Source organism: Erwinia sp. INIA01, from assembly GCF_025947915.1.
GTDB lineage: Bacteria > Pseudomonadota > Gammaproteobacteria > Enterobacterales > Enterobacteriaceae > Erwinia > Erwinia coffeiphila.
Genome location: NZ_JAPDNC010000006.1, coordinates 14963 through 29978 on the forward strand (window position 1 = coordinate 14963; position 15016 = coordinate 29978).

The window sequence follows — 15016 nt, forward strand, 5'->3', positions numbered from 1 at the left end:
TTCGCCCGGAGCTTTCCGCGCGGTGAATACTGTCCTCAATGAGGACTTTTACAGCCTGGGAGGAGTGCGAGATCGGGGGGATGGCGCGATCGAAATAAAAGGGCTGCTCGTTGAAGACGAGCGGCCCTTGAAAACGCGTTGTCGAAATGATTTCGCAGCGGCTAATGCGCCTTTATTTCGCTGCGGCCAGTGCGTCCTTCACCCAGCCATCGAACAGCGCCTGGTGCGCTTTGATCCAGCCGTCAACATGGGCGTTGATATCCGCTTCTGAAGCCTGGCCGCTGTGCATACGTGCATTCTGCGCGTTGATATCGGTAATCGGCAGCTTCATTTCCGAGAACAGTTTCGCCGCCGCAGGGTTTTTCTCCGCCCAGGCTTTGTTGGCCACAATGTGCATGGTGTTCACCGGGAAGCCATAGTTCGCGCCGTTAGGCAGCTTGGTATCCACATCTTTCTGCTCGCCCGGCATGGAGGAGAACGGAACCTGTAGCCACACCACATCACGGCCAGGCACCAGCACGTCGCTGACCCAGTACGGCGTCCAGGTGTAATACAGGATCGGTTTACCTTCTTTAAAGCGGGTAATGGTATCGGCGATCATTGCCGAGTAGTTGCCCTGATTATGCTCAACGCTGTTGCTGAGATCGAAGGCTTTAATCTGGTGGTTAATCACCGCTTCACAGCCCCAGCCAGGCGTACAGCCGGTCAGATCCGCTTTGCCGTCGCCGTTGGTATCAAACAGCTTCGCCAGCTTCGGGTCTTTCAGCTGATCGATACGCGTAATGTGGTATTTCTCGGCGGTTTTCTTGTCGATCAGATAGCCCTGAGCAGCGCCCTGGACGTAAGTACCTTCACGGTAGAATTTTGCGTCGCCGCCCGCGGCTTTGTACATATCGTCATGCAGCGGCTGCCAGTTAACGGCGGTGAAGGTGGCATCGCCGGAGGCAATCGAGGTGTAACCCACGTTGTAATCCACCTCGCTGGTGCTGTCTACGGTATAGCCCAGTTTTTCCAGCGCGCGGCTGACCAGCTGCGTCTGGAAGCTCTCTTCACTGATGGTGCTCTGAACCGGCTTAACGGTAATACCTTTACCCGGCAGATCGGCGGCGGAAACCTGAGCGGCGGCCAGCGTAGTTAACGCGGCGGCCAGCAGTGCGGTCTTGCGCATAGTAACTCCTGGTTGTCATTAATTGTGGGGAGGTGAGCGGCGGCACGATGTCATGCCGCCGAAAGCTTATTTGATAAACGGACGGGTCAGCAGACCGAGTGGCCCGGTGGCGTACCAGCGGCGGTTACCCCGGCTGCGAACGTCGCGGCCCAGTGACTGGGTCAGACGGTCGAGGATAATCGCCAGAATCACAATACCGACGCCGCCTACAGTAGCCAGACCCATATCAAGTCGACCGATTCCGCGCAGGACCATCTGGCCCAAGCCGCCGACGGCAATCATTGAGGCGATCACTACCATCGACAGGGCCAGCATCAGCGTCTGGTTCACGCCGGCCATAATGGTCGGCATCGCCAGCGGCAGCTGCACTTTGAACAGCATCTGGCGCGGGCTGGCACCGAACGATTCCGATGCCTCGATCAGATCGGCAGGTACCTGCTTGATGCCAAGAATGGTCAGACGAACGATCGGCGGCAGAGCAAAGATAATCGTCACGACTACGCCTGGGACGTTACCGATACCGAACAGCATGACGATCGGCACCAGATAAACAAAGGCCGGTGTCGTCTGCATGGCATCCAGCAGCGGACGGATAATTTTTGCCGCTCGCTCGCTGCGTGCCAGCCAGATCCCCAGAGGGAGCCCGATGACGATACAGAACAGCAGGGCGGTCAGCACCAGCGCCAGGGTGACCATGGCCTGCGACCAGGCACCAATAGCCCCGATGGCAACCAGCGAGATAAGCGTGGCGATACCCATTCCCAGGCCTGACATCTGCCAGGCAATCAGCGCAAACAGCACGATGGCCACCGGGGCGGGCATGCCCGTTAACAGCTGCTGAAATCCACTCAGAATGTAATCCACCGGCAGGCGGATACCCTGGAACAGCGGGCGGAAGTGAGAAACGACCCAGTCGATGCCGTTTGTCACCCAGCTATCCAGTGGGATCAGCGTTTTGTGAAACGGATCGAGAATATTGAAGTGTTCCGCCTGCGGAGCCGGCGCGCTGTTCAGCCAGTCGCTGCCGCCGCTGGCTGCTGCATGACCACCGTCCGGCGCACCCCAGGCATCTCCGCCTGCTGCGCTGCCGTCAGCCGGAGCGTTGGATGATGCACCGGCGTCGGCAGGTGCTGCTGCACTGCCACCCCATGGATCGCTGCTGGCGGAAGCTGCGCTACCGTCAGCCGGTGCGGCCGCTGTATTGCCGCCATCGGCCGCGTTGGTGGAGGTATCCCACGGATTACTGGTTTGTTTGCTCATGGTTGGCCTCCATCACGATCTAATGCCTGTAGTAACATGCCCTTGGAAATAATACCGATGTATTGACCCTGTTCGCCGGTAACCGGAACCGCGCAGGGAGCCTGCGCCACATGGGACAGCAGATCGCTTAACGAGGTATCGCCCGGCACCGCCGCAGGATTTTCCAGTAGTGCATGATTCAGCCCCTCTCCGGCGGCGAGAGCCGCTTTCAGGGAATCGGTGGAAACTACGCCAATAAATTTTTCTTTCGCCAGCACGTAGCCATACTCGCGGTCGTTATCCTGTAGCAGCTTGATTGCTGAACGCGGGCCAAAGCCCGGAGCCTGACGAATCAGCGCTGCGGCGCTGCGGCGGGCAATATCTTTTGCGCTGAATACCTGGCTGATATCCACGCCGCGGAAGAAGGTGCGGACATAGTCATTGGCCGGGTTATTGAGGATCTCATCCGGCGTGCCGACCTGCACCACTTCACCGCCCTGCATAATCGCAATACGGTCGCCAATACGCATGGCTTCATCAAGATCGTGGGAGATAAATACGATAGTGCGCTGATGCTTCGATTGCAGTTTTACCAGCTCATCCTGCATCTCAGTACGAATTAATGGATCGAGAGCAGAGAACGCTTCATCCATTAATAATATATCCGGATTAATCGCCAGAGCGCGGGCTAATCCAACACGCTGACGCATACCGCCGGAGAGTTCATCAGGATAAGAATGCGCGTAATTTTCCAGTCCGACCTGACGCAGTGCTTCCAGGGCTTTTTCCTGTCTTTCCTGCAACGGCGTTCCCGCTAATTCCATACCGAAGGCGGTATTATTTAATACCGTCATATGCGGCATTAGCGCGAATGACTGGAATACCATGCTGATCTTATTTCGGCGAACCTGGCGCAATTCACTGTCAGATATTTTGGCAATATCTTCGCCGTCGATGATGACCTGGCCGCGGGTGGGTTCAATCAGACGATTGAGAAGGCGAACCATGGTGGACTTGCCGGAACCGGAGAGCCCCATGATGACGAAAATCTCGCCTTCTTCAATGGCCAGACTGGCGTTCTTAACGCCAAGAGACAGTCCGGTTTTTTCCAGAATGGCCTCTTTGCTGAGCCCTTTATCAATATACTTAAATGCCCGCTCGGGATGTTCCCCAAATACTTTATATAAATTCTTAACTTCTAATTTAATTGCCATGCATTAATTAATTCCTGGTTGATTAATTTTCTTATAGGGGTTCTTCTTTCAGTTTAGTTATTAACGATATATACCGTAGCACACTGAGACTGAGAGGCAACCCTTGAGGCGGCATTTGAAAATGATCGGGGAGATGTCAGTATCAAAGAATGTCAGTGCTGGTAAGGGATTGAGCGGTGTTGAGCTGCGGTGAAAAAAAATCAATATTTACCTGAGAAATATCCTTATGTTGCGGAAATATGAACCCGTCATGGGTAAATATAAGGCTAAACAGACGGGTCTGGCAGGCAGTTATTGAAAGCAAAAAATCAGCCGATTGGCTGATTTTAATTACTAATTTCGCGAGGGACTATTATAAGCGGGGATTCGGCAAGAATCCCCCGATGAAGCAATTAAAAATCCCAGTCTTCGTCTTCAGTATCGACGGCTTTACCCATCACGTAGGATGAACCGGAGCCGGAGAAGAAGTCGTGGTTTTCATCGGCATTCGGTGACAGTGCAGACAGGATCGCCGGGTTCACGTCGGTCATTTCCGCCGGGAAAAGCGCCTCATAGCCCAGGTTCATCAGCGCCTTATTGGCATTGTAGTGCAGGAACTTCTTCACATCTTCCTGCCAGCCAACGCCCTGATACAGCGCATCGGTATATTCCACTTCGTTTTCATAGAGTTCCAGCAGCAGGCCAATGGCGAACTGTTGCAGGTCCTCTTTACGCTCGGCGCTCTCACTTTCCAGCGCTTTCTGGTACTTATAGCCAATGTAGTAGCCGTGCACCGCTTCATCCTTAATAATCAGGCGGATAAGGTCGGCGGTGTTGGTCAGCTTACCGCGGCTGGACCAGTACATCGGCAGATAAAAACCGGAGTAGAACAGGAACGATTCCAGGAATACGCTGGCGATTTTCTTCTTCAGCGGGTCATTTTCGTAGTAGTGCTGCAGAATGATGTCGGCCTTACGCTGCAGCGGCTCGTTTTCCTCGCTCCAGGCGTAGGCGGCATCCACATCGCTGGTGTGGCACAGGGTGGAGAAGATCGAGCTGTAGGAGCGAGCATGCACCGCTTCCATAAAGCTGATGTTCGACATCACCGCTTCTTCATGCGGGGTCAGCGCGTCGGCCATCAGTGCCGGTGCGCCCAGGGTATTCTGAATGGTATCCAACAGCGTCAGACCGGTGAACACACGGATGGTCAGCTGTTGTTCATCGGCATTAAGGCCGTTCCACGCCGGAATATCGTTCGACAACGGAACCTTTTCCGGCAGCCAGAAGTTACTGGTCAGGCGGTTCCACACTTCCAAATCCTTTTCGTCTTCGATTTTATTCCAGTTAATAGCGTGAACTTTCTTCAGTTTCATAGTGATATCGTGAGTTCCGATTCGGCACCGGCCGGTAGAAAAAAAGTTGACGGGCCGGAAGATCCGGCCCGCGATTTAATGTGCTTTTACAGCGAGCAGGAAACGCAGCCTTCGACTTCGGTTCCCTGCAGCGCCATCTGGCGAAGACGGATGTAGTAGAGCGTCTTGATGCCTTTCTTCCACGCATAAATCTGCGCTTTGTTAATATCGCGAGTTGTCGCGGTATCGCGGAAGAACAGGGTCAGTGACAGGCCCTGATCGACATGGCGTGTGGCTTCGGCGTAGGTATCGATAATCGCTTCCGGCCCGATGTCGTACGCATCGCGGTAGTAGTCCTGATTATCGTTATTCATAAACGGTGCCGGATAGTACACGCGGCCGGTTTTACCCTCTTTACGAATCTCAATCCGCGACACAATCGGGTGAATGCTCGACGTTGCGTGGTTGATATACGAGATCGAACCGGTTGGCGGGATAGCCTGCAGGTTCTGGTTATACAGACCGTCCTTCATCACCGCCGCTTTCAGCGCCTGCCACTGCTCGCGGGTTGGAATTTCGATCCCGGCATCGGCAAACAGCTCGGCGACGCGGGCAGTGCGCGGCTGCCAGCTCTGTTCAACGTACTGGTTGAAATACTCACCGCTGGCATAGCGTGAATCGCTAAAGCCGCTGAAGGTGGTACCGCGCTCGCGCGCCAGCAGGTTCGACGTGCGCAGCGCGTGGTAGGTAACGGTATAGAAGTAGATATTGGTGAAATCCAGTCCTTCTTCACTGCCGTACTGAATGCGCTCACGCGCCAGATAGCCGTGCAGGTTCATCTGCCCCAGGCCGATAGCGTGCGACAGCGCGTTACCCTGCTCAACGGAAGGTACCGAGCCGATGTGGCTCTGATCGGAAACCGCCGTCAGGCCGCGCACGGCGATTTCAATCGTCCGCGCGAAGTCTTCGGAATCCATCGCATGGGCGATATTCAGCGAGCCAAGGTTGCAGGAAATATCCTTACCGATGCGGCGATAGCTGAGATCGTCGTTGTATTCGGTTGGCGTATTGACCTGCAGGATCTCCGAGCACAGATTACTCATATTAATCCGGCCGTGGATCGGGTTAGCGCGGTTGACCGTATCTTCAAACATGATGTACGGGTAGCCGGATTCAAACTGGATTTCCGCCAGCGTCTGGAAGAATTCACGCGGATTAATAAACGTACGGCGGATACGCTCGTCGGCCAGCATCTCGTCATATTTTTCGCTGATGCTGATATCGGCAAACGGCAGGCCGTAGAGGCGCTCCACGTCATACGGTGAGAACAGCGCCATCGGCTGATTGTCTTTCGCCAGCTGGAAGGTCACGTCCGGGATCACCACGCCGAGCGACAGCGTTTTGATACGGATTTTTTCATCGGCGTTTTCGCGCTTGGTATCGAGGAAGCGCAGAATATCCGGGTGATGGGCGTTCAGATAAACGGCACCGGCACCCTGGCGTGCGCCCAGCTGGTTGGCGTAGGAGAAGGCATCTTCCAGCATCTTCATCACCGGGATCACCCCGGATGACTGGTTTTCAATACGCTTAATCGGTGCACCCGACTCGCGCAGGTTGGAGAGCAGGAATGCCACGCCGCCGCCGCGCTTGGACAGCTGGAGCGCTGAGTTTACCGCACGGCCAATCGACTCCATATTGTCTTCAATACGCAGCAGGAAGCAGGAGACCAGCTCGCCGCGCTGCTGCTTGCCGCAGTTCAGGAAAGTTGGCGTAGCGGGCTGGAAGCGTCCGGCAAGGATCTCATCGGTCAGCGCCAGCGCCAGCGCCTGGTCACCCTGAGCCAGGGTCAGCGCCACCATGCACACGCGCTCGGTAAAGCCTTCAAGATAGCGTTTGCCGTCGAAGGTTTTCAGCGTGTAGCTGGTATAGAACTTCCATGCACCCAGAAAGGTCTGGAAGCGGAAGCGGCGCGAATAGGCCTGCTCGAACAGCGCGCAGACGAAGTCGAACGGGTAGGCGTTCAGCACATCGGCTTCGTAGTAGCCTTCAGCAACCAGATACTGCAAACGTTCGGCCACGGAAGAGAACTGCACGCTATTTGGGATCACGTGCTGAATAAAATACTGACGCGTGGCTTCGCGATCTTTTTCGAACTGGATGTTGCCTGCGGCATCATACAGATTCAGCATCGCATTGAGCGCGTGATAATCAGGTGCGGCCGCTGCGGCCTCTATGAGGGTGCTGTCTGTCGCTGCCAAAATTCGGTTACTCCCTTGTAAACGTTAGCGATATCGTCTGCGGTGCCCATCAATTCAAAGCGATAGAGGTACGGCACCTGACATTTACGCGCAATAATATCGCCAGCAAGGCAGTAGGCCTCACCGAAGTTCCGGTTTCCGGCGGCAATCACACCGCGGATAAGCTGACGATTATTGGTATCATTAAGAAATTGAATCACCTGCTTAGGTACCGCGCCATGACTGGTGCCCCCGCCGTAGCTGGGCACTATCAGAATGTAGGGCTGGTCGACCTGCAGGCGCTGAGCGCTGTCTAACGGAATGCGTCGCGCCGGCAGGTTTAAGCGGGTGATAAATCGATGGGTGTTTTCCGACTGGCTGGAAAAATATACCAGCGTAGTCATCGCCTTAACCCCGGACGGCTGCCAAATGGCTCAGTGCCTGAATTTTATCCGGGCGGAAGCCGCTCCAGTGATCCTGTTCGGCCATCACGACCGGGACCTGGCGATAACCAAGAGATTTAAGAGTTTCTACGTGAGCAGGTTCGCTATCGAGGTTGATCAGCTGATAGTCGATCCCTTTCTTATCCATCGCATTTTTTGTCGCGTTGCACTGGACACAATTATTTTTAGTGTAAATAATAATGCGCATGATTCGTATTCACCTTACGGGCTGGTTAACTGAGTATCTGGCGCGGAAATTACTGCCCGACTCGCGCCGCCACTGCCACGCCATGTTGCGTGGTCTTGATGAAGTGAATACTAGATATAGTGGCCTTAAAAAGCAACCACACAAGATATAGGAAAAGCGTATTTATTTAGTCAACATGCTCACAAGCCTTACGCCACAAGGTTTTGTGCAGATAAAAAAAATGCCCACACTGTGATCTGTGAGCATTTGTTCAAAAAGTAAACGGTACTAACGGCGGGTTGTGCTAGTGGTGATTAATGCGCCGATCAGCACGCCGAGAGCGGTACCGATCCCCACGCCGTGCCAGGGTTTATCACGCACGTAAGTGTCAACCTGAGCACCTGCATCTCTCGCTGCCTGAGTCACCCGATTATGCCCCTGTAGTTTGGCACGAGTCTCTTTTAGCAGTGTTTCAGCACGGCTTTTGGCACCTTCCACGTCATCCTTAGCTTTACTGCCGTAGGATTTCAGCAGGTCATCAAGCGTATCTGCCAGCAGTGATACATCTTCACTCAGGTCAATATCGTTATTTTTCGCTGTCCGGTTGAACATTTTCGCTCCCTAATTCTGAAATGTACTATTAAGTATAGGACAGGCTAAAAATCCGTAACGCTGAAAACCTGCGTTTTGGATTATTCCGAAAGCACTGACTATGTGGCCTGAGGTAAGGTTGCGGGGTTTGCAGACACAGAGGAAAAAGCATGTATTTACGACCTGATGAGGTAGCTCGCGTACTGGAAAAGGCGGGATTTGAGATGGATACGGTCACTGCCAAAAGCTACGGTTACAGTCGGGGTGAAAACTACGTCTATGTTAATCGTGAGGCGCGTTTAGGTCGTACGGCGCTGGTTATCCATCCGACACTGAAAGAGAAAAGCCAGGCGATTGCGGTACCGGCATCGGATATAAAAACCTGCGAACATTACGTCCGCTTTCCCATGTATCTGGTGGGCGACACAAACGATCACTACGGGATTCCCTACGGATTCAGCTCGCGCGCCGCGCTGGAGCGCTATCTGGAACGGATGTTTGACTGATTTCCCCGCCGGATGCTGAAATCGCGCAAAAAAATGCGCCCGCAGGCGCATTAGGAATTCAGTACGTTTTTGCCACAATCAGAAGTTATAACCCACAACCAGGTAGTAGCCAAAGCCGTTGGATTTGACGTGGAACGGACCGTTGCCGAAGTTCAGCTCGGTGCCATCGTTCCACTGGCCGCCGTTGTGGAAGTAACGCGCCACGAACGAGTAGTGCCAGTGATCGTAACCCAGTGACAGAATGTGGCTGGAGGCGATGGAGTTGCTGGTACGCGCAGGCGCAGAGTTATCGCCCAGATCGGAGCCCCAGTCAAAGTTGGTGAAACCGATATAGCTCAGGTTACCGCCCCACAGACTGGTGATCGGCACAAAGTATTTCACCTTGAAGCGATAGCCATCCCACTCATTTTCGTTCGCGGCACCGTAGTTCGCCCACTGATATTTTGCGTAAACGTTCAGTGACAGGCCAACATCTGAATGCGTATCGATATCGGTACCCAGACCCATATACCAGGTGTTCTGGCGGTTTGCGCGGTTGTCGCCCATATCGTAGATATAGTTGTTAGCGAAATACCACTCTTTAAACGGACCAAAGCCCAGATTAACGCCGGTCAGCTTATCGATAGAGAAGCGTGGCTCAATTTCCATAAAGAATGGAGAACCGTTATCCCAGGCACCTTTATCGTTGCCGTTGCCCACGCCGAAGAATTTAGGCACATCGATATAGCCGTAGAAATCAAACCAGTCTTTTTTCGCGAAGGCTTCATATTCCAGGTAAACATCGTTGTTCAGCTGCGGTCCGAAACGGGTGTGGTAGCTTCCAACAACGTTAACACTCTGGTGCCACCAGTCGGAAACGTATTCAGGGCTGCTCGAATCAGCGAAAGAGACGTTGGTATAAGACAACGCTGCCAGTGCACCAGCCATCATAATTTTATATTTCATTATATTACCACATGCTCAGAGACCATCCTCCGCAGCCAGCGCGAGGGTCAGGTTGGGTTAGTAAAGCCTTCAAAACGGGTACCGCCGCAATTGACGAAAATCCCCATCAGTAATGTTGCGGCAGTGTGCCGTTATCCGGCCATTAGGAAATAGAGATTGCTCACACTTGTCAAATTCTGTTTCATTTCAAGTCAGCTAAAGTGTGATGAATGTCACACAAATGTGTGTGGGATTAGGGAACTTTACGTTTTAGTGCCAGTTAGCTCATTAAATCAGCAGTTAAACGTTTGCCTGTGGCGAGTTTTAGAAAAGGGGATCGCCGGTAGAAAAAAAGGCTGATGTGCTGAGGTTAAAAATTGAAATGAAATATAACTTTTGATTATGGCTTTTCGGCGTGAAAGGTGGTTTTTTGCTCAATTGCAGCGGTAATGTAAATTGGCCAAATGCTGTAAATCGGCTTTTTTTGCCTCCCTGGCCAGTGCGGGGAAATCAGAAAACAGGTAGCGTGAAACCGGTGCAGGCAGGCGAGCCATTGAGCGCCCGGGGCGTATTTCAAGGCGGCCAAAGTGGGAAAGCTCAACGCCGTTAAAGCGGTCGGGCAACGTCAGCCAGAGCGGAGGAACACTTTCCGGTGCACGTGACGGCAGCCGCCGTTCGCTAACGTCATAATTACGGTAGCGCAGCAGAAATTTATCCGGCAGGCGACAGGCACTGTTCCACCAGAGACGATCGAGCATATCGAAGTGAAAGCGCGTTGCGGCGGGAGGCTCTGCCTCAAGCTGTTCCAGCGCCTGCGGGATCATCGTGCGCATGGCGTACTGATAGCGAGACAGTGATGCGCCACCTCCCGCATTGAGTAAATCGATCGCCACGCGGGCACCGAGCTGATTGGAATAGAGGTCTTCCGGAGAAAAAGCGGAAACGCCTTCGGAAAATCCCTTCACTGATTCAAATCCATACCACTGTGCCACCTCGTGCCATGCGGCAAGTTCAAATGCCAGATGCGCTGCCAGGAATACTGCCAGCCTGTAACGCTCAGTGGCACTGGCCGGTGGGGGATAGGAAAACAGCTGGATTTCGCGCTCACCTAACTCATCGCCCAGTTTCAGCGTTGTTGCCTGGCCTATCCGGGGCCAGATATGGCTGAACAGCCATATCGTGTTATCAGCACTGTCGCGCAGATGGGCCAGATCGATGAAGCCGCCCCGCCGCGTGTAGACGAGGCCGTTATGTTCGCTGTTCAGGCCACTCAGCGTGCTTAACATGTCCATTACACCCGGATTGAAGTGGTGCTTGCCGGTGTCTGTCGGGGCAACCACGTTATCGACCTGATACCACGGCACCGGCATGCCAAAAAGTTTCACTTTAAGGCTATAGCCGAAAGCACAGCATGGCCTCAGGCCGTCCGGCTGCGGCAGTGGGCGCGTCAACAACCAAACCTGCGGTGACTGACCTGCCGGAAGGCTGAGATCGGCCATGGGAATTATCGGATCATCAGGTTGCTGAGCCTGGCCGTCGGCGAAAAAAATGAATGGCAACAGTAGCAGTAACAGGCCGATAAAGCGGAAGATCAAAACGCCTCCCCGACCTGGAAGTAAAAACCTGAACTGTGTTGGCCAAGGCCATAATCAAGGCGGATGTTCATATTTTTCTTAAACTCAAAGCGGTATCCGGCCCCGACAGACGGCAGCCAGTGCCCGTCAAGAACTTCACTCGGTTTGTCCGACATACTACCGGCACCCAGCCATGCCACAACGCCGTGACGCCAGCTGAGTTTTTTGCGCCATTCCAGCTGGCTGGTCAGCATATTACGATTACGATATCGCCCTTCGTAGTAGCCGCGCAGATGATGACTGTCCCCCAGCAGCGACTGCATCGTCCAGGGGACGTGTCCGCTGGTAAAACGACTGTAGACCTCCCAGGCCAGCAGGTTGGTGCTATTTATGGCATGGTAAAGGTTGTACTGCGCGTCTAAAGCATCAAAACGATTATCGCTGGCAATCGCCGGACTGTAGCGGGTCCATGACAGGTTCAGCACCTGACCGCGCGACGGATTCGCCACAAAATCGCGAGAGTCATAGCTAAACAGCACGCTGGCTCCTGAGCTGAAGATATGGCGTGACTCATCCTGTTGATAGAAACTGCCATTGGTTTTGTGCTGCAGTGATGACGCGCCTTCATAGGAGAATGACCAGCCAACGCCGGCGTAAGTATGGTTAGCCAACTGATAGAGTATGCGTGGCACGCCGCTCAATTTTGTTGAGTCGTAGGACTGCTTTCCACGCTGTTTTCGTCCGGCGTGGTATCCCTCTCCCCAGTAGTGCAGCGGTCTGCGGCTGAGGTCGCCGGACAGGTAAAAACGCCAGCTGTCATTATCGATAAAGGTGTAATTCTCATAGCCGATGCCGAAGGCACCTGTAGAGCTGGCAAATCCGGTAAAGGAGAGTGAGGAGAGCGGCGTATCGCGCTGGCGGTCGTCCGGCCGGTAAAGACCGACCGCCGCCACCCCGACGCCGACGCCCAGTTCCGGGGTATAAAAAGGGCCGGGAACAATTCCCCAGTCAATGGTTTTACGCATGTCGGCTTTACGGTCCGCCCCCAATTTATTCAGAAATCGGTCGATTTTTTCCCGGTTGGGGAATACGTTGGCCTGACTTACGGAGGGTAGAGTCATCAGGCCACAGAGCAGGAAGGTTTTAAACTGCATATTCAGAAACGAAACTCTCCGCCGACCATAAAGCTGTTACGGTTGGAAAAGCCCACTTCACTGGTGATATTAAAGTTTCGGGTTAGCTCATACTGCCCGCCGACCAGAATATTCCACGGTGATTTAAGATGCTGCTTAACCCGGAAACGCCCTTTATCATCGGCGTTAACGAAGTTGACCAGGCTGCTGAGCTGCGCTGGCATATGCAGGTCGCTGATATTCCCCCTGAAGTCCTGATCGACATCCTGATACATCGTGCCCACCCACAGGCTGGCATGGGTAACCGGAATGGAGAATCTCTCTACACCGGGTACGGTAAAGCGATAACCGACGCGTGGAGTAAAGGTAAACGCAGAAATATTACCGTCCAGAATGTCAAAATGCGTTTCGGTATAGTTGAAGTCCATGGTACCGAACCAGTCATGATAACCGTAGGCCAGCGTGGTGCCGCCGCCCCAGGTGGTGCCTTTAAATTTCAGCGTGAAATCCAGATCCTTCAGCTCTGGCGGGCAGCCTGCATCCGTAATGCAGGCACTGACGCTGGAAACGGAGCGCCCTTTGGTGTGCCCGACAATGCCGTATACATTCATAAACGGAAACAGCCACATGTCCAGCCTGGCCGTATCGGTTTTACTTTTTTCACGAGTGTGCCCGACGAGAATATTAAACATATTATCGACCGGGATCGGGGTCATTCCGGGAAACAAGCTGGGGATTTTCAGATTGGAGAAATCGATACTCTTAACTTTGATATTCTGATGAATATCCATATGGTTGTAACCAATACCATAAGGATCGGGCAGATCGTAACCGCGCTCACGTAATTCCTTACCAAAGAAAGGCAGAGGGCCGGTTGTTTCACCAAAAAGGTCCGGGGCTCGCTCCCTGGGCGGCGTGGTGGTTACCACCGAGGGGGTTAGTGGGTCGCTGTGATAATCGTAAGAAGGTGCATCTTTTTCCATAATGGGTACGGCGGCTTGTGTGACCATGACGGGTGCTGAGCACAACAAAATACCGCAAAGCGTATACGCTTCCCTGCAGTAAACCTTTCTCATAGTTCCATTCCATTTGAGGCTATGCAATATATGCAATAAAGGACGCATCATAATTTAATAATACGTAATTTATTAAAACAGAAAATGCGACTGGTTATAGTTTTATGATTTTTTTAAAAATAAATCCCCATGGTTTTATTTTATTAATTCTAAATGATTAGTCTAAGTCTTAAATATAATTCCGGGGGATGTTTTCAGTCTGTTTCAGGAAATGATGCCGGAATAAAACGACGAGCGGTTGTTCCGGCACCGGGCGAACATCATTCCTTAATAAACTGGCTCAGTAGTTGCAAAACCAACGGCAGTTCGGTCATACCGTTACGGCTAAGGAAATGTCCGCAGTCGGGTAGCGCGTAGAAAGGGGCGTTGAGCTGCTGACTGAAGCGCAGCGAGAGTACGGGAGGAACAATATCGTCGTTGAGTGATGCGATTACCGCGCGGTGTGGCACCCGTTGAACAACACGGTTGGCATCGAACGGCACCGACATAAAGGTGTCCAGCTCGGGCAGTGGGGGCACCGCTTCACTGAAACCCGCGACCATAATGACGCCGCCGGCATCCTGTCCGGCGGGCTGCTGATTCAGGTAGCGCAGGGCGGTAATGCAGCCCAGGCTGTGGCCAACGAACCAGGTTTGGTTGTCCACCTCGCCGACACATTCCGCCAGCGCGGTCTGCCATGCTTCCTTTTCGGGATGCTGTGAATCCGGTAGCGCCGGTACGGTAACCGTCATGCCCAGCGCTTCGGCTTCCGCTTTAAGCCAGTCAAACCAGTGGTGGTGCGGGCCTGCCGTGTAACCGTGAATAATAAATAAGCGGGGTGATGCCATTCGCTTTTTGCTCCTGAACGGTGGAATTCGTTCTACAGCATAGCGAGATAATGTAGCGAACTCACTTCCAACTCGATTTACCTTTCGCAATCACCAGTAATGGTTCAGCACGTTGCTGATAAGGCTGGCGCAAAACAATGCGGCTGGCGAACTTATCAATGCCGATTTCATCCTCGAGCAAACGATCCATCAGATCCTGAAAAAGGGCAATGTTAGGCGCGATGATCTTCAGCAGATAATCGTAACCGCCACTCACGTTGTAGCACTCCACGATTTCCCGATACTTGCTTGCGCCCATCTCGAACTTTCGGAAGTCAGCGGGGTAGTGGCTACTGAGGGTGATCTCAGAAAACACCACGACGTTGCTGCCCAGCTTATCCAGGGCGATTTTAGCGCTGTAGCCTGTGATAACGCCGCTTTGTTCCAGCCGTTTGGTCCGCGTTAAACACGGGCTGGGGCTGAGGCTTATCGCCTCAGCCAGCTCCAGGTTCGAACAGCGTCCCTCGCGCTGAAGATGCTCGAGTATTCTGAGGTCGGCGAGGTCCAGGGATTTTGAATTTGACATA

At 53.3% G+C, this 15016-nt stretch carries 15 protein-coding genes; 1 reads left to right on the plus strand and 14 read right to left on the minus strand.

What is annotated here, in order from left to right:
* Positions 1-172: 172 nt before the first annotated feature.
* From proX to OMR58_RS12090, 8 genes are all read right to left on the minus strand, one after another.
* Positions 173-1168, minus strand: coding sequence for a glycine betaine/L-proline ABC transporter substrate-binding protein ProX (gene proX, locus OMR58_RS12055; RefSeq protein WP_264546061.1), 996 nt, complete (start codon positions 1166-1168; stop codon positions 173-175).
* Between the two features lie 66 nt (positions 1169-1234).
* Positions 1235-2428 carry a glycine betaine/L-proline ABC transporter permease ProW gene (gene proW, locus OMR58_RS12060; protein WP_264546062.1) on the minus strand — a complete coding sequence of 398 codons (1194 nt, stop codon included), beginning with the start codon at positions 2426-2428 and terminating at the stop codon, positions 1235-1237.
* The gene (gene proV, locus OMR58_RS12065) at positions 2425-3621 is read right to left on the minus strand and encodes a glycine betaine/L-proline ABC transporter ATP-binding protein ProV (RefSeq protein ID WP_200561512.1); all 1197 of its coding nucleotides are present in this window, start codon (positions 3619-3621) and stop codon (positions 2425-2427) included. The genes proW and proV overlap by 4 nt, the downstream gene beginning before the upstream one ends.
* 392 nt (positions 3622-4013) lie before the next feature.
* Positions 4014-4973 (minus strand): class 1b ribonucleoside-diphosphate reductase subunit beta, encoded by a 960-nt coding sequence (gene nrdF / locus OMR58_RS12070; RefSeq protein ID WP_105593140.1) that lies wholly within the window; start codon positions 4971-4973, stop codon positions 4014-4016.
* An 86-nt stretch (positions 4974-5059) separates the two neighbouring features.
* Complete coding sequence (gene nrdE, locus OMR58_RS12075; RefSeq protein ID WP_264546178.1) at positions 5060-7186, minus strand: class 1b ribonucleoside-diphosphate reductase subunit alpha; 2127 nt, start codon at positions 7184-7186, stop codon at positions 5060-5062.
* Complete coding sequence (gene nrdI, locus OMR58_RS12080; RefSeq protein WP_105593142.1) at positions 7183-7593, minus strand: class Ib ribonucleoside-diphosphate reductase assembly flavoprotein NrdI; 411 nt, start codon at positions 7591-7593, stop codon at positions 7183-7185. Before nrdI ends, nrdE begins: the two co-directional genes overlap by 4 nt.
* A gap of 4 nt (positions 7594-7597) precedes the next feature.
* Positions 7598-7840, minus strand: coding sequence for a glutaredoxin-like protein NrdH (nrdH, locus tag OMR58_RS12085; RefSeq protein WP_105593143.1), 243 nt, complete (start codon positions 7838-7840; stop codon positions 7598-7600).
* Between the two features lie 267 nt (positions 7841-8107).
* A complete protein-coding gene (locus OMR58_RS12090; RefSeq protein ID WP_200545662.1) occupies positions 8108-8431 on the minus strand; it encodes a DUF883 family protein in 324 nt (107 codons plus the stop codon).
* Between the two features lie 149 nt (positions 8432-8580).
* Here OMR58_RS12090 and OMR58_RS12095 point away from each other — a divergent pair, with 149 nt between their 5' ends.
* Entirely contained in the window at positions 8581-8916 is a 336-nt protein-coding gene (locus OMR58_RS12095; RefSeq protein WP_105593145.1) for a DUF2002 family protein, read from the plus strand.
* 78 nt (positions 8917-8994) lie between these two features.
* Here the strand turns inward: OMR58_RS12095 and OMR58_RS12100 are convergent, their stop codons facing one another.
* The 6 genes from OMR58_RS12100 to OMR58_RS12125 form a co-directional block, all read right to left on the minus strand.
* On the minus strand, positions 8995-9861 hold the full coding sequence (locus tag OMR58_RS12100) for a nucleoside-specific channel-forming protein Tsx (protein WP_105593146.1): 867 nt from the start codon (positions 9859-9861) through the stop codon (positions 8995-8997).
* 413 nt (positions 9862-10274) lie between these two features.
* Positions 10275-11339 (minus strand): DUF4056 domain-containing protein, encoded by a 1065-nt coding sequence (locus tag OMR58_RS12105; protein WP_264546063.1) that lies wholly within the window; start codon positions 11337-11339, stop codon positions 10275-10277.
* A 92-nt stretch (positions 11340-11431) separates the two neighbouring features.
* Complete coding sequence (locus OMR58_RS12110; protein ID WP_444861317.1) at positions 11432-12574, minus strand: BamA/TamA family outer membrane protein; 1143 nt, start codon at positions 12572-12574, stop codon at positions 11432-11434.
* Positions 12571-13557 (minus strand): hypothetical protein, encoded by a 987-nt coding sequence (locus OMR58_RS12115; RefSeq protein ID WP_234471938.1) that lies wholly within the window; start codon positions 13555-13557, stop codon positions 12571-12573. The genes OMR58_RS12110 and OMR58_RS12115 overlap by 4 nt, the downstream gene beginning before the upstream one ends.
* Positions 13558-13883: 326 nt before the next feature.
* Positions 13884-14450, minus strand: coding sequence for an RBBP9/YdeN family alpha/beta hydrolase (locus tag OMR58_RS12120; protein ID WP_264546065.1), 567 nt, complete (start codon positions 14448-14450; stop codon positions 13884-13886).
* Positions 14451-14511: 61 nt separating this feature from the next.
* Positions 14512-15015 (minus strand): Lrp/AsnC family transcriptional regulator, encoded by a 504-nt coding sequence (locus OMR58_RS12125; RefSeq protein ID WP_105593151.1) that lies wholly within the window; start codon positions 15013-15015, stop codon positions 14512-14514.
* Position 15016: the final 1 nt, after the last annotated feature.

Bases quoted from the DNA above. Each gene is read 5' to 3' on its own strand.
- proX (WP_264546061.1), bottom strand. From the start codon at position 1,168: ATGCGCAAGACCGCACTGCTGGCCGCCGCGTTAACTACGCTGGCCGCC.
- proW (WP_264546062.1), bottom strand. From the start codon at position 2,428: ATGAGCAAACAAACCAGTAATCCGTGGGATACCTCCACCAACGCGGCC.
- proV (WP_200561512.1), bottom strand. From the start codon at position 3,621: ATGGCAATTAAATTAGAAGTTAAGAATTTATATAAAGTATTTGGGGAA.
- nrdF (WP_105593140.1), bottom strand. From the start codon at position 4,973: ATGAAACTGAAGAAAGTTCACGCTATTAACTGGAATAAAATCGAAGAC.
- nrdI (WP_105593142.1), bottom strand. From the start codon at position 7,593: ATGACTACGCTGGTATATTTTTCCAGCCAGTCGGAAAACACCCATCGA.
- nrdH (WP_105593143.1), bottom strand. From the start codon at position 7,840: ATGCGCATTATTATTTACACTAAAAATAATTGTGTCCAGTGCAACGCG.
- OMR58_RS12090 (WP_200545662.1), bottom strand. From the start codon at position 8,431: ATGTTCAACCGGACAGCGAAAAATAACGATATTGACCTGAGTGAAGAT.
- OMR58_RS12095 (WP_105593145.1), top strand. From the start codon at position 8,581: ATGTATTTACGACCTGATGAGGTAGCTCGCGTACTGGAAAAGGCGGGA.
- OMR58_RS12100 (WP_105593146.1), bottom strand. From the start codon at position 9,861: ATGAAATATAAAATTATGATGGCTGGTGCACTGGCAGCGTTGTCTTAT.
- OMR58_RS12105 (WP_264546063.1), bottom strand. From the start codon at position 11,339: ATGGCCGATCTCAGCCTTCCGGCAGGTCAGTCACCGCAGGTTTGGTTG.
- OMR58_RS12115 (WP_234471938.1), bottom strand. From the start codon at position 13,557: ATGGTCACACAAGCCGCCGTACCCATTATGGAAAAAGATGCACCTTCT.
- OMR58_RS12120 (WP_264546065.1), bottom strand. From the start codon at position 14,450: ATGGCATCACCCCGCTTATTTATTATTCACGGTTACACGGCAGGCCCG.
- OMR58_RS12125 (WP_105593151.1), bottom strand. From the start codon at position 15,015: ATGTCAAATTCAAAATCCCTGGACCTCGCCGACCTCAGAATACTCGAG.